The organism is Homoserinibacter sp. GY 40078 (assembly GCF_008017545.1).
Lineage (GTDB): Bacteria > Actinomycetota > Actinomycetes > Actinomycetales > Microbacteriaceae > Homoserinibacter.
Map to the genome: position 1 here is coordinate 990,045 of NZ_VRTZ01000001.1, position 24,867 is coordinate 1,014,911.

The 24,867-nt window shown below is 68.8% G+C and carries 21 protein-coding genes; 16 read left to right on the forward strand and 5 right to left on the reverse strand.

The features are described 5' to 3' along the window. Positions 1–22 precede the first annotated feature (22 nt). A complete protein-coding gene (gene sucD / locus FVQ89_RS04795; protein ID WP_147900739.1) occupies positions 23–925 on the forward strand; it encodes a succinate--CoA ligase subunit alpha in 903 nt (300 codons plus the stop codon). A gap of 14 nt (positions 926–939) precedes the next feature. Beyond that, positions 940–2,370: a serine hydrolase gene (locus FVQ89_RS04800; RefSeq protein WP_147900740.1), complete on the forward strand. Its 1,431-nt coding sequence runs from the start codon at positions 940–942 to the stop codon at positions 2,368–2,370. 34 nt (positions 2,371–2,404) lie between these two features. On the opposite strand, the gene FVQ89_RS04805 is transcribed toward FVQ89_RS04800, so the two are convergent. Further along, positions 2,405–3,076, reverse strand: coding sequence for a hypothetical protein (locus tag FVQ89_RS04805; protein ID WP_147900741.1), 672 nt, complete (start codon positions 3,074–3,076; stop codon positions 2,405–2,407). Positions 3,077–3,221: 145 nt separating this feature from the next. Here FVQ89_RS04805 and FVQ89_RS04810 point away from each other — a divergent pair, with 145 nt between their 5' ends. From FVQ89_RS04810 to FVQ89_RS04835, 6 genes are all read left to right on the forward strand, one after another. After that, positions 3,222–4,448, forward strand: coding sequence for a HupE/UreJ family protein (locus FVQ89_RS04810; RefSeq protein WP_147900742.1), 1,227 nt, complete (start codon positions 3,222–3,224; stop codon positions 4,446–4,448). 128 nt (positions 4,449–4,576) lie between these two features. Then, on the forward strand, positions 4,577–6,556 hold the full coding sequence (locus FVQ89_RS04815; protein ID WP_147900743.1) for a metallophosphoesterase family protein: 1,980 nt from the start codon (positions 4,577–4,579) through the stop codon (positions 6,554–6,556). An 89-nt stretch (positions 6,557–6,645) separates the two neighbouring features. After that, on the forward strand, positions 6,646–7,704 hold the full coding sequence (locus tag FVQ89_RS04820; RefSeq protein WP_147900744.1) for a WxL protein peptidoglycan domain-containing protein: 1,059 nt from the start codon (positions 6,646–6,648) through the stop codon (positions 7,702–7,704). An 87-nt stretch (positions 7,705–7,791) separates the two neighbouring features. Then, positions 7,792–9,195, forward strand: a complete 1,404-nt coding sequence (locus FVQ89_RS04825; RefSeq protein ID WP_147900745.1) for a hypothetical protein — start codon at positions 7,792–7,794, stop codon at positions 9,193–9,195. A 9-nt stretch (positions 9,196–9,204) separates the two neighbouring features. Next, on the forward strand, positions 9,205–10,767 hold the full coding sequence (locus tag FVQ89_RS04830; RefSeq protein WP_147900746.1) for an alpha/beta hydrolase: 1,563 nt from the start codon (positions 9,205–9,207) through the stop codon (positions 10,765–10,767). A gap of 1 nt (position 10,768) precedes the next feature. Further along, positions 10,769–12,019, forward strand: a complete 1,251-nt coding sequence (locus tag FVQ89_RS04835; protein WP_147900747.1) for a DUF6350 family protein — start codon at positions 10,769–10,771, stop codon at positions 12,017–12,019. A 6-nt stretch (positions 12,020–12,025) separates the two neighbouring features. Here the strand turns inward: FVQ89_RS04835 and FVQ89_RS04840 are convergent, their stop codons facing one another. The 4 genes from FVQ89_RS04840 to FVQ89_RS04855 form a co-directional block, all read right to left on the reverse strand. Further along, complete coding sequence (locus tag FVQ89_RS04840; protein ID WP_147900748.1) at positions 12,026–13,186, reverse strand: acyl-CoA dehydrogenase family protein; 1,161 nt, start codon at positions 13,184–13,186, stop codon at positions 12,026–12,028. After that, entirely contained in the window at positions 13,170–14,396 is a 1,227-nt protein-coding gene (locus FVQ89_RS04845) for a CaiB/BaiF CoA-transferase family protein (RefSeq protein WP_255513425.1), read from the reverse strand. The genes FVQ89_RS04840 and FVQ89_RS04845 overlap by 17 nt, the downstream gene beginning before the upstream one ends. Continuing rightward, entirely contained in the window at positions 14,393–15,367 is a 975-nt protein-coding gene (locus FVQ89_RS04850) for a cyclase family protein (RefSeq protein WP_147900749.1), read from the reverse strand. Before FVQ89_RS04850 ends, FVQ89_RS04845 begins: the two co-directional genes overlap by 4 nt. Positions 15,368–15,465: 98 nt before the next feature. Next, positions 15,466–16,365, reverse strand: coding sequence for a sugar-binding transcriptional regulator (locus FVQ89_RS04855; RefSeq protein ID WP_187264902.1), 900 nt, complete (start codon positions 16,363–16,365; stop codon positions 15,466–15,468). Positions 16,366–16,578: 213 nt separating this feature from the next. Between FVQ89_RS04855 and FVQ89_RS04860 the strand changes: the two genes are divergently transcribed. From FVQ89_RS04860 to FVQ89_RS04895, 8 genes are all read left to right on the forward strand, one after another. Beyond that, the gene (locus FVQ89_RS04860) at positions 16,579–17,541 is read left to right on the forward strand and encodes a sugar ABC transporter substrate-binding protein (RefSeq protein WP_187264903.1); all 963 of its coding nucleotides are present in this window, start codon (positions 16,579–16,581) and stop codon (positions 17,539–17,541) included. Positions 17,542–17,599: 58 nt separating this feature from the next. Then, positions 17,600–19,144 carry a sugar ABC transporter ATP-binding protein gene (locus FVQ89_RS04865; RefSeq protein ID WP_147900752.1) on the forward strand — a complete coding sequence of 515 codons (1,545 nt, stop codon included), beginning with the start codon at positions 17,600–17,602 and terminating at the stop codon, positions 19,142–19,144. Next, complete coding sequence (locus FVQ89_RS04870; protein WP_147900753.1) at positions 19,141–20,130, forward strand: ABC transporter permease; 990 nt, start codon at positions 19,141–19,143, stop codon at positions 20,128–20,130. Before FVQ89_RS04865 ends, FVQ89_RS04870 begins: the two co-directional genes overlap by 4 nt. Continuing rightward, a complete protein-coding gene (locus tag FVQ89_RS04875) occupies positions 20,127–20,813 on the forward strand; it encodes a class II aldolase/adducin family protein (RefSeq protein ID WP_147900754.1) in 687 nt (228 codons plus the stop codon). Before FVQ89_RS04870 ends, FVQ89_RS04875 begins: the two co-directional genes overlap by 4 nt. Next, a complete protein-coding gene (locus FVQ89_RS04880) occupies positions 20,810–21,787 on the forward strand; it encodes an NAD(P)-dependent oxidoreductase (protein WP_147900755.1) in 978 nt (325 codons plus the stop codon). Before FVQ89_RS04875 ends, FVQ89_RS04880 begins: the two co-directional genes overlap by 4 nt. Further along, entirely contained in the window at positions 21,777–23,222 is a 1,446-nt protein-coding gene (locus FVQ89_RS04885; protein WP_147900756.1) for an FGGY-family carbohydrate kinase, read from the forward strand. The genes FVQ89_RS04880 and FVQ89_RS04885 overlap by 11 nt, the downstream gene beginning before the upstream one ends. Before the next feature lie 101 nt (positions 23,223–23,323). Further along, positions 23,324–24,082, forward strand: a complete 759-nt coding sequence (locus FVQ89_RS04890) for an aldo/keto reductase (protein ID WP_255513426.1) — start codon at positions 23,324–23,326, stop codon at positions 24,080–24,082. An 18-nt stretch (positions 24,083–24,100) separates the two neighbouring features. Beyond that, entirely contained in the window at positions 24,101–24,865 is a 765-nt protein-coding gene (locus FVQ89_RS04895; protein WP_147900758.1) for an SDR family NAD(P)-dependent oxidoreductase, read from the forward strand. Positions 24,866–24,867 lie beyond the last annotated feature (2 nt).

Genomic DNA, 24,867 nt, shown 5'->3' on the forward strand with positions numbered 1-24,867 from the left:
CGCACGAAGGACTGAAGAGAAAATGTCGATCTTCCTCACCAAGGACTCCAAGGTCATCGTCCAGGGCATCACCGGCGGCGAGGGCACCAAGCACACCGCGTTGATGCTGAAGGCGGGCACGCAGGTCGTCGGCGGAGTGAACGCCCGCAAGGCGGGTACGACCGTCGCGCACACCGACAAGGACGGCGCCGCTGTCGAGCTGCCGGTCTTCGCATCCGTCGCCGAGGCGATGGAGAAGACGGGCGCCGATGTGTCGATCGCGTTCGTGCCCCCGGCCTTCACGAAGGACGCCATGATCGAGGCGATCGACGCGGGCATCCCGCTGCTCGTCGTCATCACCGAGGGCGTCCCCGTCCAGGACACGGCGGAGGCGTGGGCCTACGCGCAGTCGAAGGGCAACGCGACCCGCATCATCGGCCCGAACTGCCCGGGAATCATCACCCCCGGCGAGTCGCTCGTGGGCATCACCCCCGCCACGATCACCGGCAAGGGTCCCGTGGGCCTCGTGTCGAAGTCGGGCACGCTGACGTACCAGATGATGTACGAGCTGCGCGATCTCGGCTTCTCGACCGCGATCGGCATCGGGGGAGACCCGGTCATCGGAACGACGCACATCGACGCGCTGGCCGCATTCCAGGACGACCCCGAGACGAAGGCGATCGTCATGATCGGCGAGATCGGCGGAGACGCCGAGGAGCGCGCGGCCGACTTCATCAAGGCGAACGTCACGAAGCCGGTCGTCGGCTACGTCGCGGGCTTCACCGCCCCCGAGGGGAAGACGATGGGCCACGCGGGCGCGATCGTCTCCGGCTCGGCGGGCACTGCCCAGGCGAAGAAGGAGGCCCTCGAGGCGGCGGGTGTGAAGGTCGGCAAGACGCCGTCCGAGACCGCGGCGCTGCTGCGCGAGGTGCTCGCCTCCGCGTGAGGTCGAGCAACCACATGACGACAGACGACCTCCGGCACAGCACCCCGCACGACGCGGGCGTCGACGCCCGCGGGATCTCGGCGTTCCTCGACGCCCTCGACGCCGATCCCGACATCCGTCCGCACGGTCTCATCGTGCTGCGCGGGGGCGCGGTCATTGCGGAGGGGTGGTGGAGCCCCTACGACCCGGACGGCGTGCAGCTGCTCTACTCCCTGAGCAAGAGCTTCACCGCGACGGCCGCGGGCCTCGCCCGCGCCGAGGGGCTCCTCGACCTCGATGCGACCGTCCTCTCGTACTTCCCCGAGCTCGAGGCCGAGATCACCGACCCCCGGACGCGGCGGATGACGGTGCGCAACATCGCGTCGATGGCGAGCGGGCATGCCGCCGAGACGGTTGACCGTGCCGCCGCGAACGACCCGACGAACCTGGTGCGGGGCTTCCTGATGATCCCGCCGGACGCCGAACCGGGCACTCTCTTCGCCTACAACCAGCCCTGTACGTACACGCTCGCCGCGATCGTGCAGCGCCAGACCGGGCAGTCGCTCGTCGACTACCTGCGTCCGCGGCTGTTCGAGCCTCTCGGCATCGGCGAGGCGTTCTGGATGGAGGAGCCTGCGGGCCGGAACCTCGGCTTCAGCGGGCTGCACGCGACGACGGATGCCGTCGCACGGCTCGGTCAGCTCTATCTGCAGGGCGGTCGCTGGGGCGAGCAGCAGCTGCTCGACGCGGACTGGGTGGCCGAGGCGTCCCGCGTGCAGGTGCCGAACGCGGAAGAGGGCCCCGACTGGCGGCAGGGCTACGGCCTGCAGTTCTGGATGTCGCGCCACGGCTACCGCGGCGATGGCGCGTACGGGCAGTTCTGTCTGGTGCTGCCGGAGCACGATGCCGTCATCGCGCTGACCTCCGAGACCGTCCAGATGCAGCGCGTGCTCGACCTCGTCTGGCGTCACATCCTGCCCGCGATCGAGGCGGGTTCGTCGGATCCGTCAGCCGACGCCGAGCTCGCGGGGCGCCTGTCCTCGCTCGCGCTTCCGGTGGTGGCGGGCGCACCGGCGCCCGAGGACGCCGACCGGTGGGATGGCGCGGTCTTCGCGGTCGACCCCGTCGAGGACGTCGCGCCATTCGTCTCGGGCTCTGCAGACCGCGCGCCCTCCCAGGTGCGGGTGAGTCGTGAGGCGGATGGGTGGCGGCTCGCGGTCACCGACGAGCACGGCACGATCGAGACTCCGATCGGATTCGGCGACTGGGTCGCGGACCGAGAGGCTCCCGTCCCGGTCGCCGCGTCGGCTGGCTGGATGTCCGACGGCGGGCTCGAGGCCGAGATCCTGTTCCTGGACACGCCCCACTCGATGCGCGTCGTCTGCTCGGATTCCGGGACGGCCTCGGTGCGCTGGAACACGGTGCCGTTGCACAGCACCGACGTTCACGCGCAGCACCACCCCTGACGGCACAGGACGGCGACCGGGGCAGCGCTCGACCTCAGTCGATCCAGACGACGATCCCCGTGAGATCATGCAGTACCGCGGCGACGCCGGCACGGATCGCTCGCCCGCCACGCTCGGGGGTGAAGGTCGCCGCGTCGTAGTCCGATGCGGTCCCGAGCCCCTCGCCCCGGAACGACGCGCCGGTCCAGTCGACCGCGGTGACGTTCTCGGTCGGCTCGGCGATCTCCGCGCCGACGATGAGGAACTGCTGGTCGAGGTGGCTGGCGGTCACGAGGGCGAGCGGGTCGATGAGCTGGTCGCCGACGCTGACGATGAGGTCGGGGCCGAGGTCCATCGCCTCGACGATCCCGTCGATGTGGTCGGTGTCGGCCTGCACCTCCCGCAGATCGACGTGCGCATCCTCCGCCCAGTCGCGTACGGAGTCCGCGAGTGTGCGGGTGGTGGCATCGTCGCCCGAGGTGAGGAGCACCACGCGATAGCCCGGTGACGGGCGGACGTCGTCCCACGACCCGGCGGCCGGCTCGATCGTCGCCTCGGGCGACGGGGGATCCGACGGCTCGAATCCGGCCCCGAGCTCGCCGATGGCGGCGGGCGGGTCGTGCGGCGACTCCCAGGGGTCGCCGGTGCAGGCGGTCAGAACGATGGCGGCGGCGACGGCGGTGGCCGCGGCGGTGACGAGCGCGGCGGACCGCGGACGGTGAGGCAAGAACGTCCTCCGGGTGGGAGCGAGGGTGAGTGCCTTCCGACTCTGCGGCACGCGGGGCGTCCGCGCCATCGACCTGGGCGAGGGTTCGTGTTCCGTTCCGAGACCGTGCCCCCGCCGTTCACCTGCGGTGACGACCGTGCCGATCATGACCTTCTCCGCGCCGTCGTCGCGCGTTCGTCGTCTGCCGTGGGCCCTGGCGCTCGCGGCCCTCGCCGCCGCGCTCCTCGCCTCGTTCGCCGCCCCCGCATCCGCACATGGCTTCAGCTCTGTGGTCTATGCGGACGTCACCGAGGGCGAACCGGGCCACGTGCGCACCCAACTCGAGCTCGAGTACGACCTCCTCGTGGTGTCGGTCGCCGACTACGAGGACGACGACCCCTTCTTCCGCGAGGCGACCCCCGCGTGGGAGGACCGCGACGACGACGCGATGCTCATGGCGCTCGCCGACCATGCGGACTCCGTGCTCGCGTATCTCGACGACCGGTTCACGGTCACCGCCGACGGTCGTCCCTGCACCACCGACCTCGTGGGCGATGCGGCTCTCGGCGAGCGGGAGAGCGTGCCCTACGCGGTTCTCACCCTGGATCACGACTGCGGAGAGGCGTCCACGCACGAGTTCACGAGCAAGCTCTTTCCCGATGCCGAGGGATACGTGACGGGCACCGCGACAATCGTCACCTACGAGCTCGACGGCACCTCGGGGAGCGCCGCGCTCGGTCCCGACCAGTCGTCGTTCTCGAGCGGGCAGAGCATCGCCGAGCGGTTCGGGGAGTTCTTCCTGCTGGGCGCGGAGCACCTGCTCACGGGGATCGATCACATCCTGTTCCTGCTCGCCCTGATCGCAGGATCCCGGCGCCTGCGGGAGGTCGTGCTCGCGGCTACGGCGTTCACGCTCGCCCACTCGGTCACGTTCATCCTCGCCGCGACGGGAGTCGTCTCCGCACCGGCGGCGATCGTGGAACCGATCATCGCGCTCTCGATCGCGGTGGTCGCCGCGTGGCACCTCTGGCAGCTGTGGCGCAAGGGCAAAGCAGCTGAAGATCTCGACGCCCGAAGCGGCCCTCTGGGGCTCGACCGCGCCGGATGGCTCCGGCTCGGCGTCGTGTTCCTGTTCGGGCTCGTCCATGGTGTCGGCTTCGCGGGCGCCCTCGGTATCGACGAGCCGTGGTCGTGGACCCTCCTGTGGTCGCTCCTCGTCTTCAACCTCGGCATCGAGGCGGTCCAGCTCGCGCTCATCGCCGTCGTGTTCCCGCTCATCGTGCTGCTGCGCCGCCGGTGGCCGGTCGTGGGGCTCTGGGCCACCGGCCTGCTCGCGGGCGGCGTCGCCCTCGTAGGTCTCGTCTGGTTCGTCGAGCGTCTCCTCGGAGCGTGAATCCAGAGTTCTTCCCACCGAGCACGGGTCACTGCCCGCCGTTCAAGCACCGTTCACCGCGCGAGCGGAGCTTGGCAATCGCCAACCACCCACGCTCCCCATCAGGAGCTCAGAGAAACGGACGACACATGTCTTCCCCCAGCGAAATCCGGCACCGTCACCGCCACCGCGCGGTGGCGACGCTCACGGCCGTCGCACTCAGCTGCGGCGCCTTCGTCGGACTGGCCGCCACCCCGGCAATGGCCGCCGACCCGGTCTCCCTCACCGGGATCATCCTCGGTGTCGGTGCCGACGAGTCGCAGCGCATCGTCACCTGGTACACGTCGGACGACGTGGCCGAGTCGGTGCAGCTCGCCCCGACCGCGGCGCTCACCGGCGGCGAGTTCCCCGCGGACGCGGCGACCTTCTCGGCGCTCGGCGGCGCGAACATCTCCACGAGCGGCGGCTACAACCGCCACGCGACCCTCTCGGGTCTCGAGGAGGACACCCAGTACTCCTACCGCGTGGGATTCGACGGCAACTGGTCCGCGACCTACAGCTTCAGCACGAAGTCGTTCGAGGGTGACTTCGACTTCCTCTTCTACGGCGACCCGCAGATCGGCGCGTCGGGTGACGTCGCCAAGGACGGCGCGGGCTGGGCCGACACGCTCGACGTGTCGCTCGCGGCGACGCCGAACGCGGAGCTCCTGGTCTCCGGCGGCGACCAGGTCGAGACGGCCAACACCGAGTCGCAGTGGGACGCCTTCCTCGGCTCCGACCGTCTGCGCGAGGTGCCGTGGGTGGCCACGATCGGTAACCACGACGTCGGCGGCAAGGCGTACGAGCAGCACCTGTTCACGCCGAACACCGACCGCAGCGCGGCCTACTACGCGAACGGCACCCCGTCGTCGAACACCTCGGGTGGCGACTACTGGTTCATCTACAAGGATGTGCTGTTCATCGACCTCAACAGCAACAGCTACAAGACCTCGACGGGCGGTGGCGGCGACGACGCGCACGTCGCGTACGTGACGGATGTCGTCAACCAGCACGGCGCCGACGCGAAGTACACGGTCCTCGTGTACCACCACGCGATCTACTCGGCGGCGAGCCACGCGAAGGACAGCGACAACAAGGTCCGTCGTGTGGACTTCCCGACCACGTTCTCGGAGCTGGGCGTCGACCTCGTTCTCCAGGGTCACGACCACGTCTACACCCGCAGCTACGAGATCAAGAACGGCGAGAAGGCCAACCCCGACGAGCAGCCCGGTGAGAACGAGATCTTCCCCGGCCCCGGCGGCGTCATCTACGTGACGGCGAACTCGGCCTCCGGTTCGAAGTACTACGACATCACCGCGCCCGACTCGAGCGGCACGAGCGGAGCCGGAAACGGTGCCGACCCGCTGAACCCGTCGAGCTACTGGTACAACTCCTCGCAGAACCAGGAGCACGTGCGCACCTACGTGAAGGTCGCGGTCGAGTCCGACAAGCTCGTCGTCTCGAACGTGCGTGCCGGCACCTGCGCCGCGCCGAACGCCGCGGTGGAGCTTGCTCGCGTCTCGTGGTGTGGCCCGAACAACGGAGCCAGCGCCGCAGGTGCGGTCGGCTCGGTGACCGACGAGGTCGCGATCTACCAGAACCACGGTGACGACCAGGACATCCAGGTGGACGTCCCGAACCCGGCTCCGGGCGAGTTCGGCTGGACGATCGACGGGTACAACGGCCTGGTCGACCTCGGCACCGCGGTGGACCACCAGGGCGAGTACTTCGAGGCCACCGGTGAGCTCAACCCGATCCTCGTGACCGACACCCGCCGCACGCAGGCGCCGTGGTCGATCTCGGCCTCGGTGAGCGACTTCCGCGACGGCGACAAGTCGTTCTCGGGCAAGTACCTCGGCTGGACGCCGAAGGTGCTCGAGGAGGGCATCGGGGCGGTCGCCGGCGGCGCGATCGCGTCCGGTTTCGTCTCGGGTGACGGCCTCTCGGTCTCCCGCACCCTCGGCGAGGGCGCGCAGGGCCACGACCGCGGAACCGCCAAGCTCGGCGCCGACCTGGATCTGAAGATCCCGGGCAGCGCCGCGAAGGGCACGTACCGCAGCACCCTCACCATCACGGCTCTGGTCGGCTGACCATCCGCACACCGACCGGTGGGGCGGGCGCTCTCGGGCGCCCGTCCCATCGGGCGTTCCCGACGACAGTCCCCCACGCAAGGATCACCATGCACGCACTCCCCGCCCGGCGCCGCACGACCGCCCTGCTCCTGACCGCTGCGGTCGCGGGGCTCGTGCTGGTTCCCGTCGCGTCGGCATCGGCCGACGACGGCGACGTCACCTGGACCGTCCGCACTGCAGAGAACCGTTTCGGCGACGACCGGGCGAGCTTCAGCTACACCCTCGACCCGGGATCCCGCGTCCATGACGCCATGATCGTCGCCAACAAGAGCGACACCGACCTCTCTCTCGGGGTGTATGCCGCCGACGGCTACACGACCGAGAGCGGCCTCTTCGATCTCCTGGTGGCGGGCGAGGAGTCTCGGAACATCGGAGTCTGGGTGACCACCACGGACGACCAGGTCGTCGTGCCCGCCGGTGAGACCGTCGAGGTACCGTTCACGGTCGAAGTTCCCGACGACGCGACGCCGGGAGACTACGCGGGCGGCATCGTCACCTCGCTCGTGCGCCCGGACGAGGGCGAGCAGATCGAGGTGGATCGCCGGCTCGGCATCCGGATCGGGCTGCGCGTCGGCGGCGACCTCGCCCCGTCGCTCGCGGTGGAGGGATTCCACATCGACTGGAACGGAAGCTTCGACCCCTTCGCAGGCGGCGACGCGACCATCGGCTACACCCTGCGCAACACCGGCAACGCGATCCTCACGGCCCGTCAGGCGGCGACCCTCACGGGACCGTTCGGCTGGTTCCCGCAGGAGGTCGGGGCACTCGATGACCCGCCCACCCTGCTGCCCGGCGAGGAATGGTTGGTGACCACGACGGTGCATGACGTTCCCGCGGTGCTGCTGCTCGCCGCCTCCGTGTCGGTCGTGCCGGTCGTGGTCGATGCGTCCGGCTCCACCACGCCGCTCGATCCGGTCGAGGCGAGTGCCACCGGAGCTGCCGTGCCGTGGACGCTCATCGTCGTCATCCTGCTGCTCGCCGCGCTCGTCGTCGCGGGGCTCTGGTTCCGCTCGCGGCGCCGGATCCTCGCACAGCAGCGCGAGGACGCCCGCGTGCAGGAGGCCGTCGAACTCGCGCTCGCCGAGCGCTCCTCCACGGAGGGGTGATCCGTCCCGCGCCTCCTCCATGGATCTGGGGGAGGCGCGGGACGCCCCGGCGCGGGATGATGTCTTCCAGCGGAAGAGGGAGACGCCATGCCCCGAGAGACGCAAGCGCAACGGATCGCGCGCATCCAGGAGGAGAACGCTCGGCTGCAGGACGAGCTGGCCGTGGCCCGGGAGGAGCTCGGGGCTGCTCAGGAGCAGCTCGAGGCCAGAGCCGCCGAGCCGCCGATCGAGCCCGTCGGGGTCGACCGCCGCCGGAGACCCGGGCGGGCCATCGCCTCGGTCGCGCTCATCGCGACCGGGGCGATCCTCGCCCCGGTCGCCCTCGTCGCCAACACCGCCGACCGCCTGCTGACCGACACCGACTTCTTCGTGCAGACGCTGCAGCCCATCGTCGAGGACGACGCCGTGCAGCAGCTCATCATCTCCGAAGTCAGCGACGTGATCCGGACCCAGTCGGATGTCGATCGGATCGTCTCCGACCTCTTCGACGGCCTCGACCGGCTGGACCTCCCGCCGCGCGCGGTCGATGCGCTGCGGCTGCTCGAGGGGCCCGCGGTGCAGGGGGTGGACGCGCTCATCGAGCGGGTCGTGACGAGCGTCGTGACCTCGGACGCGTTCGTCGACGTCATCTCGGAATCGCTCCGCATCAGCCACGCGCAGGCGATCGCCGCTCTCTCGGGGCAGGGTGAGGTGCTCGTCATCGGACCGTCGGGCGAGGTCGGCATCGCGCTCTCGCCCATCCTCGACCGCGTCCGCACCGCGTTGACGGATGCGGGTCTTCCGTTCGCGCAGGCGATCCCCGACACGGATCGCGTCATCGTCGTCGCGGAGTCGTCTCAGCTCGCCCAGCTGGTGTGGATGTACCAGCTCGCGGTCGGGGTAGGGCCGTGGCTGCAGTGGGTGGTGCTCGCGCTCTTCGCCGGGGGCGTGATCGCCGCGCGGCGCCGATCTCGGGCCCTCATCGGCGCCGGACTCGCCTTCGCGGCGGCATCCGGCGTGCTGGGCGCGGCCCTCGCGGTGGGTCGCGCATTCTCGCTCACGGCCACGTCGGGCCGTCCGATCGGCAGCGCGGTGGGTGTGATCTACGACACCGCGGTCGTCTCCCTCGCCACGGCCGCTGTCGTGGGGGTGCTCATCGGGCTCGGGGTCGCCCTCGTGGCCTACCTCGGCGGACCGACGCGCGGAGGGCGTGCCGTCCGGACGCTCGCCGATGCGGGCGCCGATTCCCTCCGCGAGGCGGGCGAGCACCGGGGGGTCACGACCGGGCGCTTCGGCGAGCTCGTCTTCCGCGCGCGACTCGGCATCCGGGTGGCGGTCGGCCTCATCGCGGCTGTGATCTTGATGTTCGTGCGCCCGCTGAGCCCCGCGATCGTCGTGTGGACTCTCGTGCTCGCGCTTCTCGTCGTGGCGGTGGCGCGGATCCTCGAGCGCCCACCGGTCGTCGTGTCGGACGCCGCGGAGGAGCCCGATCCGGCCGAAGTCACCACGTAGGCTGACGGCATGTCGTCCCGCGCTCGCCGACTCCGTGCCTCGGTCGCCGCCCTCGCCGCATCCGCACTGCTCCTCTCGGGGTGCACGATCCTGCCGTTCCTCGGAGGCAATGAGGCCGGGGGAGACCGTCCCGGGCCGACCGGCGAAGAGGTCGCCGAGGAGCTGAAGGTGTTCTACGAGCAGGAGCTCGACTGGACGTCCTGCGGTGACCGCGTCGATTGCACGAACGTGACCGTGCCGCTCGACTGGAGCGAGCCCGAGGGCGACACCATCGAGATCGCAGTGGCGCGCCACCGCGCGCAGGGCACGGCCCTCGGCTCTCTGCTCATGAACCCGGGCGGACCGGGCGGGTCCGGGTACGACTTCGTCTTGGATTCCGCGGAGTACGTGGTCACCCCCGACGTTCTCGCCGCCTACGACGTGATCGGCTTCGACCCGCGGGGAGTGAACCACTCGTCGCCCGTGGTCTGTTACACCGACGCCGCCGATCAAGACGAGCACCTCTACGGCACCTTCGACGCGGCCTACGGCACGGACGCGTGGCTCGCGGAGCTGACCGAGCGCCAGCTGCGGTGGGTCGACGCGTGCGAGGAGAACACCGGCGAGCTGCTCGGGCACCTCGACGCGGGCTCCGTCGCGCGCGACATGGACGTCATCCGCGCCGTGCTCGGCGACACGCAGATGCACTACCTCGGCTACTCCTACGGCACCTACCTCGGGACGGTGTACGCCGAGCTGTTCCCCGACAAGGTGGGGCGGATGGTGCTCGACGGCGCCGTGGACCCCGCGGTCGGAGACCTCGACTCGCTCGTGATGCAGATGGCGGGCTTCGACTCGGCGCTGCGCGCGTACATGCAGTGGTGTCTCACCCAGGGCGACTGCCCCTTCTCGGGGGGCGTCGACGCCTCGCTCGCGAGCGTGCGGCAGATGCTCGACACCGTCGACGCGCGCGGCTTCACGGCGAGCGACGGGCGCGTGCTGGACTCGGCGACCGTCGCGACGGGCATCATCTTCACCCTCTACTCCGAGAGCTACTGGCCGGAGCTGACGAACCTGTTCACGCAGCTGCGCCGGGGGGATGCCGACACGGTCTTCGCCTATGCGGACGCCTACAACGGCCGCGACTATGACGGCGGCTACTCCGACAACAGCTCGGAGATCTATACCTCCGTGATCTGCGACGAGGGCGACCTCGCGAGCGATGGCGTAGGAACCCTCGATGGCATCGCGATGATCGACGAGGCCGCCCCGATCCTCGGCCGCTACGGCGCATACGACGACTACGCGATGCTCGACGTCGCCTGCTCGAACTGGCCGTATCCGACGGCCGACCTGCCCACGACCTTCACGGCGGACGGGGCCGCGCCGATCATGGTCATCGGCACGACGAACGACCCGGCGACCCCCTACGCGAACGCCGTCGCGCTGTCGGAGCAACTCTCGAGCGGGTTCCTCGTGACCTACGAGGGGGAGGGGCACACGATCTACGCGCAGGGCGTGGCGTGCGTCGATGACACCGTCGACGCCTACCTGCTCGACGGCACCGTGCCCGGATCAGACCCCAACTGCTGACGTGACGCGCCGCCTCACTCTGCTCTTCTCGGCGTTCGAGGCCCTCCTCGTCGCTGCCGTGGGCGTCGCCATCCCGCTCGTCGTGGCGACGGTGATGTGGGCGGCGCAGTTCGGATTCGGTCCGGACTGGGCAGGATTCTGGCGAGCCGCGGTGGACGTCTGGCTCATCGGGCACGGCGTGGACGTGACCTTCGTGCTCGATGCGGCGACCGCCTCCTCCATCGGCGCGCCCGCGGGGACGATCGTCGTCGTCACGATCGCCGCGCTCGGCTTCGCCCTGCTCACGCTCGCGCTCGGCGTGCGCGCCGGAGGTCGGGTCGCCGAGACCGGGCACCGCGCACTCGGCGAGTTCACCTGTCTCGTCGTCTTCGCCCTCGCCTCCTTCGGGCTGACCTTCTCGGCGCTCGACAGCGCCGCACGCCCGTCGCTCTGGCAGGGCACCCTGCTGCCGACCCTCGTCTTCGGTGTCGGCCTGCTGCTCGGGGTGCTGCGCGCGGGAGCGGAGCGCGGCCCGGGCGCCAACGGCAGCTCGCTGCGCGACTGGATCGCCGACTGGGATCCGCGGGTGCGCGGCGCGGTCGGCGCGGGGGTGCGTGCCGGGGCGGCATCCGTGGCGGTCACGCTCCTCGTCGCGGCGCTCGCGGTGACCGTGCTCGTCGTCATCAACTACGCGCAGGCCATCCGGTTGTACGAGACACTGCACACCGAGGTGCTGGGGGGCGTCGTGCTGACGGCCGGTCAGCTCGCGTTCGTACCGAACGTCGTGATCTGGGCGGCCTCGTGGTTCGCCGGCCCCGGATTCGCTCTCGGCGTGGGCTCGCAGGTCTCGCCGCTCGGCACCGCCGTCGGTCCCCTCCCCACGATCCCGCTGCTCGGCGCCGTGCCCGCGGGAGATCTCTCCTTCGGGTTCGCAGGGCTCATCGTTCCCGTCGTGGCGGCCTTCCTCGCGGCGACCGCGGTACGCCCGGCGCTCCTACGCGCGGTCGGAGACGGATCCCGCCTCGGCTGGATGGCGTTCACCGCGCTTCTGGGTGGTGCGGCCGGTGGCCTTCTCTTCGCTCTGTTGGCGGCGGCATCCGCGGGGGGCCTCGGGCCGGGACGCTTCAGCCGTATCGGTCCCGACCCGCTTGCCGTCGGACTGGCGTTCGCGCTCGAGTTCGCGATCGGGCTCGCGCTCGGTTTCGCTGCCGCGAGCGTCTTCGACCCGAGCAGACGGCACGGTGCACGGCCAGATCCTCGTCGAGGTTCTTGAACCGCGTTAGCGGAACGCGTCGATCCCCGTCAGGCGCCTCCCGATGATGAGGGTGTGCACCTCGTCGGTGCCCTCGTACGTCCTCACGCTCTCGAGATTGCTCGCGTGTCGCAGGGGTGAGTACTCCGACGAGATGCCGTTGCCGCCGAGGATCGTCCGGGCGGTCCGGCAGATCCTGATCGCTTCGCGGGTGTTGTTGAGCTTGCCGATCGAGATCTGCTCGGGGGTGAGGCGACCCGACTCCTTGAGGCGCCCCAGCCTGAGGGCGAGCATCGTGCCCTTCTCCAGCTCGAGCGACATGTCGACGAGCTTGGCCTGCGTGAGCTGGAAGCCGGCGATCGCGCGCCCGAATTGGCGACGGTCAGAGGAGTACCTGAGTGCCGTCGTCAAGCTGTCGCGGGCAGCACCCATGACACCCCACGCGATGCCGTATCGCGCCTCGTTGAGGCAGCGGAACGGGGCTCCCAGGCCGCGGGCTTCCGGCAGTATCGAATCTCCGGGGACGCGCACATCGTCGAGTGCGATGTCGCATTGCACCGACGCGCGCATCGACAGCTTCCCGGCGATCGGCGTCGCCGCGAACCCAGGCGCCGTTGTGGGCACGATGAAGCCCCGGATCCCGTCGTCGGTCTTGGCCCAGATGACCGCGACGTCCGCGATGGACGCGAGGCCGATCCAGCGTTTGCGTCCGGAGATCACCCAGTCGCCGCCGTCGCGTCGCGCGTAGGTGGACATCCCGGACGGATCGGATCCCGCATCCGGTTCGGTGAGTCCGAAGCAGCCGATGACCTCTCCGCGCGCCATCTCGGGGAGCCACCTGTTCCGTTGATCCTCGCTGCCGAACATGCGGATCGCTCCCATCGCGAGCGAGCCCTGGACGCTGAGGAACGTGCGGAGCCCTGAGTCGCCCGCTTCCAGCTCGAGCGCGGCGAGGCCGTACTCGACCGCGCCCCTTCCGGCGCATCCGTAGCCGTCGAGGTGCATCCCGAGCAATCCGAGTCGGGCGAGCTCCGGAACGAGCTCACGCGGGAAGTGCGCCGACTCGTACCACTCGGCGATGTTCGGTCGCACATGCTCGTCGACGAGGGCACGGACATCGCTCCGCAGCGAGCGTTCGTTCGCCGTCAGGTCCGCGTCGAGGTCGAGAAGGTCAAGAGGATCTTGCATCAGCACTCCATGTCGTCGGGGGAGAGGGACGGGGGTCGCCAGCGTCGGCGAGCCACTCGCGCAGCTCGTCGTCGTGCTGTCCGAGGGTCGGCGGTGCGTGCCGTTGAGGTGGAAAAGCAGGCTTCCACGTGATCGGAGAACGCACTTGCCGCGTCGTGGCGCCCTCATCATCGACGACCTCGATGAGGGGTTCGAGGCCCAGTTCGTCGGCGAGAGCGAGCCCACTCGAGACGGTCCCTACACGCCCGACGGGAACCCCCGCGTCTGCGATGATCTGCTCCCACTCGTCCGCGCCCGCCGAGGCGAGCAACCGCTCGAGCTCGCGTCGGAGGTCCTCCCGGTGCGCTACCCGGTTCTCGTTGCCGACATAGCGTGGGTCGCCGGCGAGCTCGGGCGCACCCAGCGAGCCGCACAATCTCGCGAACTGAGCGTCGGTGCCGCAGGCGACGACGATCTCGCCGTCGGCGCAATGCAGCAGCTCGTACGGGCTGATGGACGGGTGGGTGTTTCCGAGGGCACGAGGTTCTGTGCCGGCGCTCAGGAAGCCCTGCACCTGATTGACGAGGGCCGACTGGACACTCGAGAGGAGGTTGACTTCGATGTGTGCACCTTCACCAGTGCGCGTGCGTGCGTGCAGCGCGGCGAGCACGCCGATTGCCGCATCCTTTCCTGTGAGCACGTCGACCACCGCGACGCCTGACTTCGTGGGTTCGCCCGGCGGACCTGTGATGCTCATCAGGCCGCCGACGGCCTGTGCCAGCAAGTCGTATCCCGGGCGCAGTCGACCAGCTGGCGCGGATCCGAATCCGGAGATCGAGACGTAGATCACACCCCGCTTGTGGCTGCGCAGCTGCTCGAATCCGAGCCCGAACCGCTCCATCGTTCCGCTGCGGAAGTTCTCGACGACCACGTCCGCACGAAGCGCGAGGGCCAGCGCGCGGTCGCGGTCGGCCGGCGAGTTCAGGTCGAGTCGAACGGACCGCTTTCCCCGATTGACGCTGTCGAAGTAGCTCGATCCCCTCGGCGTGAACGGCGGGCCCCAGCTGCGCGTGTCGTCTCCGCGGGTGGGGTGCTCGACCTTGATCACCTCGGCACCGAGGTCGGCGAGCATCATCGTGCAGAGCGGTCCGGCGAGTACGCGCGAGAAGTCTGCGACCAGCACCCCCTGCAGCGGGGGCGCCCCGGCAGGGGCAGCCTCCGGAGCCGTCACCTGAGCGCGAGCGCGTTGCCGGGGGATCCCGAGCCTCCGCGCATCGTGAGGGGGGCTGCGGTCAGCAGCCCGTCGTACCTACGGTCGACGGCGCAGGCTTCGGCGAGCGGTCCCAGCACGAAGAACTCGCCGATCGTGAGGCCGAGGAGCGGGATAAGGCGGTAGTGAAGGAAGCCGTCCCAGTCGTCGAAGGTGAACGGGGAGGCCTCGAGGGCGGGCGTGTCCGATGCGACGGCGGCGAGCCCGTGATCCCAAATCCATTCCGCGCTGTCGCGACTCGACTCGAGGCCAGGAGTTCGCATCCGCATGGCCCGCGAGTCGGCCGCCAAGGATGTCCGCGCCGCCGAGTCGAGGCCCTCGTACCATTCGATCCACCCGGTGCGCAGCAGCAGGATGTCGCCCTCTTCCAGCTTCGAGCCCTGCCACGCGAGCGCGGCGTCCAGCTCGGCGGGCGTGATGATGTCTCGTGCCGCATTGTCGACACGGCGGCCGATGCTCTCGCGGTACCGACCGATGTCGAGGAGCACGTAGCGCCCCGCGATCCCGGATGCAGCCGCATTGGCGATGCTGAGCATCAGCCGGGCCGGGTCGTGCACGTCTCGTTCGGTGCGCCCGTTGTAGAACTCTCCGTCGGGCGTGCCGACGTGCGACAGGGCGTCCCACTGCGTGGACGACTGGCTGTAGTAGCTCTCGTAGCGGTCATCCGTGCCGGCGTGCACGTCGCCGAGGTCGATCACCACGTGCTTCAGCGGCTTCCGCTCGAAGAACGTCGGATCGGGAAGGGTCATGTCCCAATTGAGTGAGTAGGTCGTGCCGTCGACCACCGCGTCCAGGCCCCGCCTGCGTGCGGCCGGGCTGAGCAGATTGAGCGTACCGAGTTCGTCATCGTCCCCGAACACGCCCCACGCGCTGCGTTCTTCGCTCCCGGGATGGAAGCGAAGTTCCCCGAATCTCGGGATGCGTCGCGTCATGGGTACCTCCTGGCGTCATCGACAGTTGAGCGAATGCTCATGCGGGATTTTGTCACATGACGGTTCGCTCCGCAAAGTGCACGAAGCGTCGACGACGTTCAGCGCAACAAGAGCTCTGCAGTCGCAGCATCCGTGGCGAAGAAGGTCGCATATCCACCGGAGAGGGCCCCCTGGATCGCGCCGATCTTCTTCTCACCTACCGCGACGCACACCCTCGTCGGGATTCGCGCCAGCTCGTCGAGCGTGATCGAGATGCATCGAGCGGACAGCTCGAGCGTGCACGGTCGACCGTCGGCATCGTAGAACTGCCCGCAGATCTCGCCCACCGCCCCGTCTCGTCGTCCCGCATCGAGATCGCGATCGACGATGAGTCCGGCCTTGTACAGTCCGGAGTCGATCGACGGCGTGTCGAGGCTGAAGACGGCGACGTCGGCGCGGCGGGCGGCGTCGAGCACTCGCCTCATCCCGGTGTCTCCGGCCAGGATCTCCCTGATCTCCGGTGTGTCCACATAGAGGGGTGCTGAGAGGGTGAGCTGATCGCACGACCACGCCTCCGCCATCACGGTGGCCACGGATTCCGGCCTGCCCGAACCGGATGCGCCCAAAGCGCTTCCGTTCATCTGAACGACGAGCATCTGGTTGTGCGCTGTACGGGGGAGCCCGTAGGCGAACTCCAGGATGGTGCGTCCCCACGCGACGGCGACTCGCTCCGACCCGTCCAGCCGACCGGCGATCATTCGGGCGGCCGCCCGGGCGGCCAGCCGGGTGCGCTCTGCGAGGCTCGACTCCTCGTCGGTCTCGACGACTCGTACCTCGGGGATGCGATAGCGGCGCGAGAGCTCGTCCTCGAGCCAGACGACGCTCTGAGCGGGAGGGCGCACCTCGATGTGCACGATCCCCTCCGTCATTGCCTGCCCCAGCAATCGCGAGACGCTCTGGCGTGACATGCCGACGCGCCGAGCGATCGCATCCTGGTTCAGCTGGTCGATGTAGTACATGCGAGCGATTCGAACGAGAAGCTCTACGTCGGCCATCGGTCTCCGTTCCTGGTGTGCACGTCGAATCCTAGCCGCGGAGGCCTGCTCATACGCGCCATCGCGCACTTGCGAGCATCTACCCATATGAGCGTATGCTCAGGATGCGGTGACGCTCATTCGACATCGCACGACGTTCGAGAGTGAACTGACAGAACGCATTTCAAGGAGGAAATGGTGAAGAAGTGGATGACAGCAGCGGCATCATTGGCCGTGGCGGCCCTGGCTCTCGCGGGATGCTCGTCCGGCGATGACCCGAACGGCGGTGATGACACGGTCGAGGTCGGGATCATCACCTTCTCGGCGACAGACGTAGCCGTCAACAATCTGGTGCGTGGCGCCGAGGAGCAGGCGGAGGCGCTCGGGTACACGACCTCAGTCGTGGACTCGAACGGCAGCGTCGACCAGGCCAACACCGCGATGCAGAACCTCGCGCAGAAGGGCGTCGACGCGATCCTCGTGACGGTGTGGCCGTCGTCGGCCCTCGCCTCCGGTCTCGCGAGCGCCAGCGCCGCGGGCATCCCGGTGGTCACCCTCGGCGGAGGCCTTGCCGACGGGGTGAAGCTCTCGGTCGACGACTCCCTCAACGAGCCGGTCGCCGAATACGTCATGGGGAAGATCCAGCCCGGAGCCGACGTGCTGAAGCTGACATACCGCTCCGGACGCCCGTGCCAGCTTCGCGAGGACGCTTTCGATGCCGCCGTCGCTGACCAGAATTACACGGTGACGCAGCAGGAGGTCACGATCCCCGGCCAGGTCGAGTCCTCGCAGGCCGCGACAGTCGCCTGGCTGGCCGCGAATCAGGTGGCCCCCGGGACCAGTGCCATCTGGACATGCTGGGACGACTCGGCCCTCGGCGCGATCGCCGGCCTCAAGCAGCAGGGACTCGAGCCCGGAGACGTCTTGGTGACCGGTACGAACGGCACGAAGGAGGCGCTCACCGCGATCCAGGAGGGGTGGCTCACGGTCACGCTCTGGATCGATCACTACGGGGCGGGCAAGCAGCTCGTCGACGGCATTCAGGAGATCCTCGCGGCTGGCGACGGCTGGGAGGACAAGGAGATCGAGGCGAACTACGAGATCGTCGATGCCTCGAACGTCGACCAGTTCATCGCCGATCACCCCGAGATCACGGGCTGACACCGAACGCTGGGGCCGGCCTCTCGGAACGGGGGCCGGCCCAGTGCAGGAGAGCATCATGACCATTGATGACGCCCCGGGTTCCGCGGGTTCGGAAGAGCTGATCCGCGTGAGGGGGCTCCACAAGCAGTACGGTGCCGTCCACGCGCTCCGCGGTGTCGATCTCGCGGTCCGCCCCGGAGAGGTTCACGGCCTCGTGGGTGCCAACGGCGCCGGGAAGTCGACGCTGATCAGGATCCTCGCCGGGCTGGAGCGCCCCGACGCGGGAACGATCCAGGTGCGCGGCGAGATTGTTCGAATCCGCACCACCGACGACGCCACCGATCACGGCTTCAGCTTCATCCACCAGGAGCTGAACCTCATCCCCGACTTCACCGTGCTCCAGAACCTCGTCCTCGGTCGCGAGCAGAACGTCGGTGGCTTCCTCAGGCGGAACGCGATGCGACGCAAGGCTCAGCGAGTGTCAGAGGAGCTCTCGTTCGGCTTCTCGCTCGACGTGAAGACACGAGATCTCAGCGTTCCGGACCAGTGGCTCGTCTCGATCGGGCGTGCTCTCGTCAACGATGCGCGGCTGATCGTGATGGACGAGCCGACGGCGTCGCTGTCGGCGGAGGAGACCTCTCGTCTCTACGCGATCATCGAGCAGCTCAGTGCCGCCGGTGTCGCCATCCTCTACGTGTCTCACCGACTCGACGAGGTGGTGCGCCTGTGCGACACCGTCACCGTCTTCAAGGACGGTTCCGTCGTCGCCGAACTGGCGGGAGAGACGTTGACGAAAGACGAACTCGTGCGCCACATCGTCGGCCGCTCGCTCGAGGGCACCTCCGCGGTGTCCGCAGGGGGATCTGATGCGGGCGAGGTCGTGCTGGCGATCCAGGACCTGGTGCAGCTGCCTTCGGTGCGGGGCATGTCGCTCACCGTGCGACGCGGCGAAGTGGTCGGGATCGCGGGCCTCGTCGGGTCCGGGAGGACCGAACTCGCGAAGCTCATCTTCGGGGAGACCCGCCCGGACTCGGGAACCATGGAATACCGCGGGGCGCCCCACCAGCCGCGCTCGTGCGCGGAAAGCATCGCGCGAGGGATCGCGCTGGTGCCGGAGGAGCGCCGAGCCGAGGGTGTGCTCCTTGAGAAGAGCATCGCCTTCAACCTCACGCTCCCGGCTCTACGGCGATTCCAGATCTCTCCCTGGTTCCCGCTGCTTCGGATGGGCGCCGTTCAGGAGCGGGCTCGCGAGGTGGCACGACAGTTCACGGTGAAGCTGAACTCGGTCGCCGACCGTGTCGACACACTGAGCGGCGGCAACCAGCAGAAGGTCGTGATGGGCAAGTGGTTCACTGCCGGTCGCGTCGATCTGCTCATCCTCGACGAGCCCACCAAGGGCGTCGATGTCGGGGCTCGTGCGGAGATCTACCGAGCGATCAGACAGTTCGCGAGCGAGGGGATGGCGGTGCTCGTCATCTCCTCCGAATTCGATGAATTGACCATCTGCGATCGCGTGGTCGTGATGGTCGAAGGACACGATGTCGGCGATGTCGCCGGCGATCAGATCAGCGAGGAGTACCTCCTCGAGATGTGCTATGCGAAAGGCGTGCAGGACAAATGACCCTCACAGACACACAGCGCCGCAGCCCCGGTTCCCGGCTGCTGCCGTTCGTCGCGAAGTACGGCACCTTGGTCGTGCTCGTCTCGATGATCATCGGGCTGTCGATCGCGGCGCCGAGATCGTTCGCGACTCCGGACAACTTCCTGAACATCCTGAGCCAGATCTCGCTGACCGCGATCATCGCCGCGGGTCTCACCTTGCCGCTCGCCGTCGGTGAGTTCGACCTGAGCGTCGGATATCAGGCGAGCCTCGGTGGAGTGCTCGTCGTGGGACTGATCACGCGGCAAGGACTCCCGATCCCCGTCGCCATCGGCGTGGTCGTGCTCGTGGGTGCACTGATCGGCGTCGTCAACGGTCTCGTCGTCACCAAGCTCGGAGTGAACGCACTCGTGGCGACACTCGGCACGGGAACGATCGTCGTCGGACTCAACTACGCGTACTCGGGCGGGATCCCAGTGGCCGGCCTCGATGCGTTCCCCGAGTTCACAGCGATCGCGCAGGGGAAGATCGGGGGGCTCTCCAACACGGTCCTCATCATGGCGGGGGTCCTCGCGATTCTCTGGATCGTCCTGAACCGGACCGTGCTCGGGCAGCACATCCAGGCGGTGGGCGGCAACCGCCATGCCGCCCGCCTCGCGGGGGTTCGCGTCGATCGGGTGCGCATCGCCGCGTTCGCCATCGCGGGTGTCTGCGCTGTGATCGCCGGACTCCTTCTCGCGTCGCGCGTCGGCAGCGGTCAGATCACCGCGGGTGACGGCTATCTTCTGAACTCCTTCGCTGCGGTATTCCTCGGATCCGCCGCGCTTCGCGACGGCGAGTTCCACATCCTCGGAACCTTCATCGGTGTCCTCACGGTCGGCGTCGGCTTCAACGGTCTCGCGATCCTCGGTGCGCCGACCTTCGTCCAGTTCCTCTTCTCGGGGGGTCTGCTCATCATGGCCGTCGCGCTCAGCACGGTCGCCCGGCGATACGCGGTCAAGCGATGAGCGGGCTGCCGGCGGAGGTGGACGAGGCGCGTGCCGAGGTCGTCCACTTCGCTCGCCGTATGGTGACGGATCGGCTGGTCCGAGGAACCTCGGGCAACATCTCCCGACGGGTCGGTCAGTTTGTGGCCATCACTCCCGGTGCCGTCGAGTACGACGTGCTGACCGACGAGGACGTCGTCGTCATGACCGTCGGCGGCGATCGGGTCGCGGGTCGACGAAACCCCTCATCGGAGACGCCTCTGCATCTGGGAATCTATCGCCGGACGCCCGCATCGGCCGTGGTCCACACCCACTCGACCTTCGCGACCGTCGTCGGGGTGGTCGCCGAGGAACTGCCGAGCGTGCATTACATGACCGCGTCGATGGGGCCGGGCGCCGTGCCCGTCGTGCCGTACTCCCGCTACGGCTCCGAGGAGCTCGCTCGCTCGGTCGGGGAGGCGCTGGCAGATCGCTCGGCCGTCCTCATGGGCAACCACGGGGCCGTCGCCCATGGAGCGAGCCTGCTCCAGGCCTACAACCGGGCACAGAACCTGGAGTGGATGTGTGAGGTCTTCGTGAACTCGATGTCGATCGGCGCCCCCCGGCTGCTCGGAGACGCCGAGATCGGGATGGTCGCCGAGCGCATGAGGACGCGCGGCTACCTGGGCTCGGTAGAACCGATCGGAGAGGGGGAAGCCCGGTGACGACCATCCTGATCACGGCGCCGTTCGATGGCGCCCAGCTCGACCGACTGCGCGAGATCGCGACCGTCGTATACCGTCCGTGGACCCCACTCGGTCGTCCGCACTCCGAGGAAGAGCTCGGGGCGATGCTCGCCGAGACCGGGGCGAATGTGCTCGTGGTGGAGCTCGATCCCGTCGGCGCGCACACGATCGCGAACGCGAGTCTGGAGATCATCGGCGGATGCCGCGCGCGGCTCGTCAACATCGACGTCGAGGCAGCGCAGGCGGCGGGCATCGTGGTGCTCCACACTCCGGGACGGAACGCTCATGCGGTCGCCGAGTATGTGGTGGCGATGATGGTCGTCCTGATGCGCAACATCGTTCCATCGACCGACTTCGTGCTCGGGGACGCCTGGCAGCAAGGCGATCGACCGTATCTGCGCTTCCGGGGCGACGAGCTCGGCGGCCGTACGGTCGTGTTCCACGGCTATGGGGCGGTCCCGCGCGTGGTCACCGAGCTGCTGCGTCCTTACCGGTGCCGGCTGATCGCCGTCGACCCGTTCGTCGATCCGAGTTCGCTGCCGGCCGGAGTGGAAGCGATGACGGCCGAGGAGGCGTACCCCATCGCGGACGTCCTGTCCGTGCACCTGCCCGTGGCGAGGGCGACCGAGCGCCTCATCGATGCCCGCCTGTTGTCGCTCCTGCCGACATCGGCGCGGGTGATCAACAGTGCGCGGGCGGCGGTCATGGACTACGACGCCCTGGCCGACGCCCTCTCGACGGGAAGAATCGCGGGTGCGGCCCTCGACGTCCTGCGGGACGAACCGCTCGGAGAGCGTGATCGCGCGCTCGTATCACTCCCCAACGTCGTGGTGACACCGCACATCGCCGGCGCGAGCCATCAGGTCGAGCAGCACCACTCCCGGCTGATGGCGGACGCTCTGATCGCGGCCATCCGAGACGAGCCGCTCCCGGCAGGTGCGCGTGTCGAGTGAGACGAGCGCGACCGTCGTCATCGACGTCGGCTCCGGCTCCACTCGAGTCGGACTGGTGGATGGTTCGGGAACCCTCCTCAACGTATGGCGATTGCGCGTGCCGCTGCCGGTGCGGCCGAGCGCCCTCGGCCACGACGAGATCGGTCTCGAGGAGGTCCGAGATCGGGTGCGTGATCTGCTCGACGAGTGCGCGCGATTCTGCGCCGAGACAGGTGTCACTCCCACGATGGTCACCTGCACGGGCATCCGCTACGCCTTCGTCGCGCTCGAGTCGGACGGCTCGCCGGTGCTGTCCTGGACGAACTCAGATCGCTCCGCACACGAGATCGCCAAGGAGCTCGCACGCGCGACGGATGCGCAGACCGCGCTCGTGCTCGGGGGGAGGCCCACCGCTCTCAGCCTCGTCTCGCGCCTGTCCTCCCTGACATCGCGAGGGCACGTCCCGCATGGCTGGACGATCGTGACGCTGCATTCCTGGGTGCTCATGCAGCTGGGTGCCATCGCCCACTTCGACATCCTGAGCGCCGCCGACACCCGATCCCTCGACCTCGCCGACGCAACGTGGCGCGAGCCACTGGCCGGTGTCGGGGCGCCATTGGTCGCTCCCGGCGATGTGGTGGGCTCGATGGGAAGCGAGTGGCCGTGGCAGGGGGTTCCCCTGGCGGCGGCTCCAGGCGACACCTACGCGGCGGTCTTCGCATTCCCGGATCTGCGTGAGGGGGACGTGGTGGTCGTCGCCGGAACGACGACCCCCGTCGTCGTGATCACAGACGCGATCCCGGAGCCCGAACCGGCTGCAGCCATCTGGAGCAGCATCGCGATCGGCGGGCGACGGCGGTGGCTCGGTGAGCGGAACGCCGGCCGAACCGGTCAGGGCATCGAGTGGGCTCGCCATCTCACCCGAACTGACGCTGCGGACATCGATGCGGTGGCCTCGTCGGCGCACCCCGGTGCGGGAGGTGTGGCGGTCTATTTGGGGCAGTCCGTCGCTGCACCCACCGACTTCGGCAACTCGAGCGGCCCCCACGTCGTCTCGCTTCCTGGCCGCGAGATCGCCCAGGCTGACCGGGCCGCGTTGCTGCGGGCGTGTCTCGAGGCAAACGCCTGGGCCGCTGGGCATCACGCGAACAGCCTGCTCGCGCTCCAGGTGGCTGCCGACCAGCGTGTTCTGGTCTGCGGCGGCCAAGTGCACTCCGACGTGTTCCTGCGCAGCCTTGCGTTCGCCGTCGATGCGCCCCTGTTCGCGGGCGAACCGGACGCGAGCATCCTCGGATGCGCGCGGATCGCGAGCGGTGCCGGCTCGAGTGCCGGTGCGGTCGACACGCCGCTCCGCGGCGTCGAGCCCTATCCGCGCTCCGATGATCTCGCGAACGCTCGCGACGGTTGGCTGACGAAGCTGCTGCAAGAGCGGGAACCGCACGGGGTGGGTCGGTGAGCGCGCGACCACAACCCGGGCGAGCGGCGGCCGACGAGGTGCCGAGGATCCGTCTCGCGTCAGGCTCCGAGATGCCGCAGCTAGGGCTTGGGCTCTATGCGATGACCGACGACGAGGCGACGCGGACGATCGAGCGTGCGACGGAGCTCGGGTACCGCGCGTTCGACACCGCGTCGATCTATCGCAACGAGGCCGGCGTGGGCAGGGGCCTCGCTGGCAGCGGCCTTCCTCGGGATGATGTATTCGTTGCCACGAAGCTGTGGAACGACGATCATCCGCGGGATCGTGTTCGCCCGGCCCTGGAGGCCAGCTTGGATCGTCTCGGTCTCGACTACCTCGACCTCTTCCTGATCCACTGGCCAGCCGCCCAGGGCGGTTCCCGACTCTACCTGGAGGCATGGGAGGAGCTCCTCGGGGCTCGTCGCGACGGGCTCGTCAGGAGCGTCGGCGTGTGCAACTTCGCGGCCGAGCACCTCGCCGAGATCGACTCGGCCGAACTCGAGGCACCGGAACTCAATCAGGTCGAACTGCATCCTCTCCACCAGCAGCGCGCGTTGCGCACCATGCACCTCGCGCGAGGGATCGTGACCCAGGCTTGGGCGCCGCTCGCGCGCGGAAAGGCGCTCGCATCTCCTGTGGTCGAGGCGGTCTCCCTCGAGACAGGACGGACGCCGGCTCAGGTGGTGCTCCGATGGCACCTGCAGTCAGGGTTCTCCGTGATCCCCAAGTCGTCCGATCCGGGACGGCTCGCCGAGAACATGGCGGTGTTCGACTTCGCGCTCACCCAGGAGCAGATGGATCGCATCGACTCGGCCGAGACGGGCGAGCTGACCGACGTGGCGTTGCTGCGTTTCCTATGACGACATGGAGAGGAACCCATGACGATTGAGCAGAGGACGAGAAATTCGGTCGTCGGGCAGATCGCCCTGGTCACCGGCGGCGCCCAGGGGATCGGTCTCGCGACCGCGACCCTCCTCTCGCAGAACGGGGCGAGGGTGGTGATCGTCGATACGCAGCATTCCAGCGGAGCGGCGAGCGCCGCCGGCATCGGCGCGGGCTTTATCGCCGCGGACGTGACCGACACATCGGCCGTCGACGACGCCGTCGACGCCGTCTTGTCGGAGTACGGTTCGCTCGACATCGCGGTCAATTGCGCTGGCATCCGGCACTCCTCCCCGGGCATCTCGATTACCGACGACGACTGGGCGCATGTTCTCGACGTCAACGCGCACGGCGTGCTTCGCGCATGTCGTGCCGAGGGGCGCGTCATGCTCCAGCAGGGCGGGGGCTCGATCGTGAACATCGCATCGATGTCGGGAAGCATCGTCAACGTGCCGCAGGCGCAGGCGGTCTACAACGCCTCGAAGGCCGCCGTCATCCTGCTCACCAAGTCGCTCGCCGTCGAATGGGCTCCCTTCGGTGTCCGCGTGAACAGCGTGTCACCGGGCTACGTCGAAACCGCGCTGACCGCCCAGAGCCGTGCGAACCCGGAGCGCCTCTCCGAGTGGCTGCACCGGACGCCCATGGGTCGAATCGCTCAGCCGGAGGAGATCGCATCCTGTGTCGAGTTCCTCGCGAGCGATGCGGCTTCGTTCGTGACCGGACACGACCTGCTCGTCGACGGCGGATATACAGCCGCGTGAAT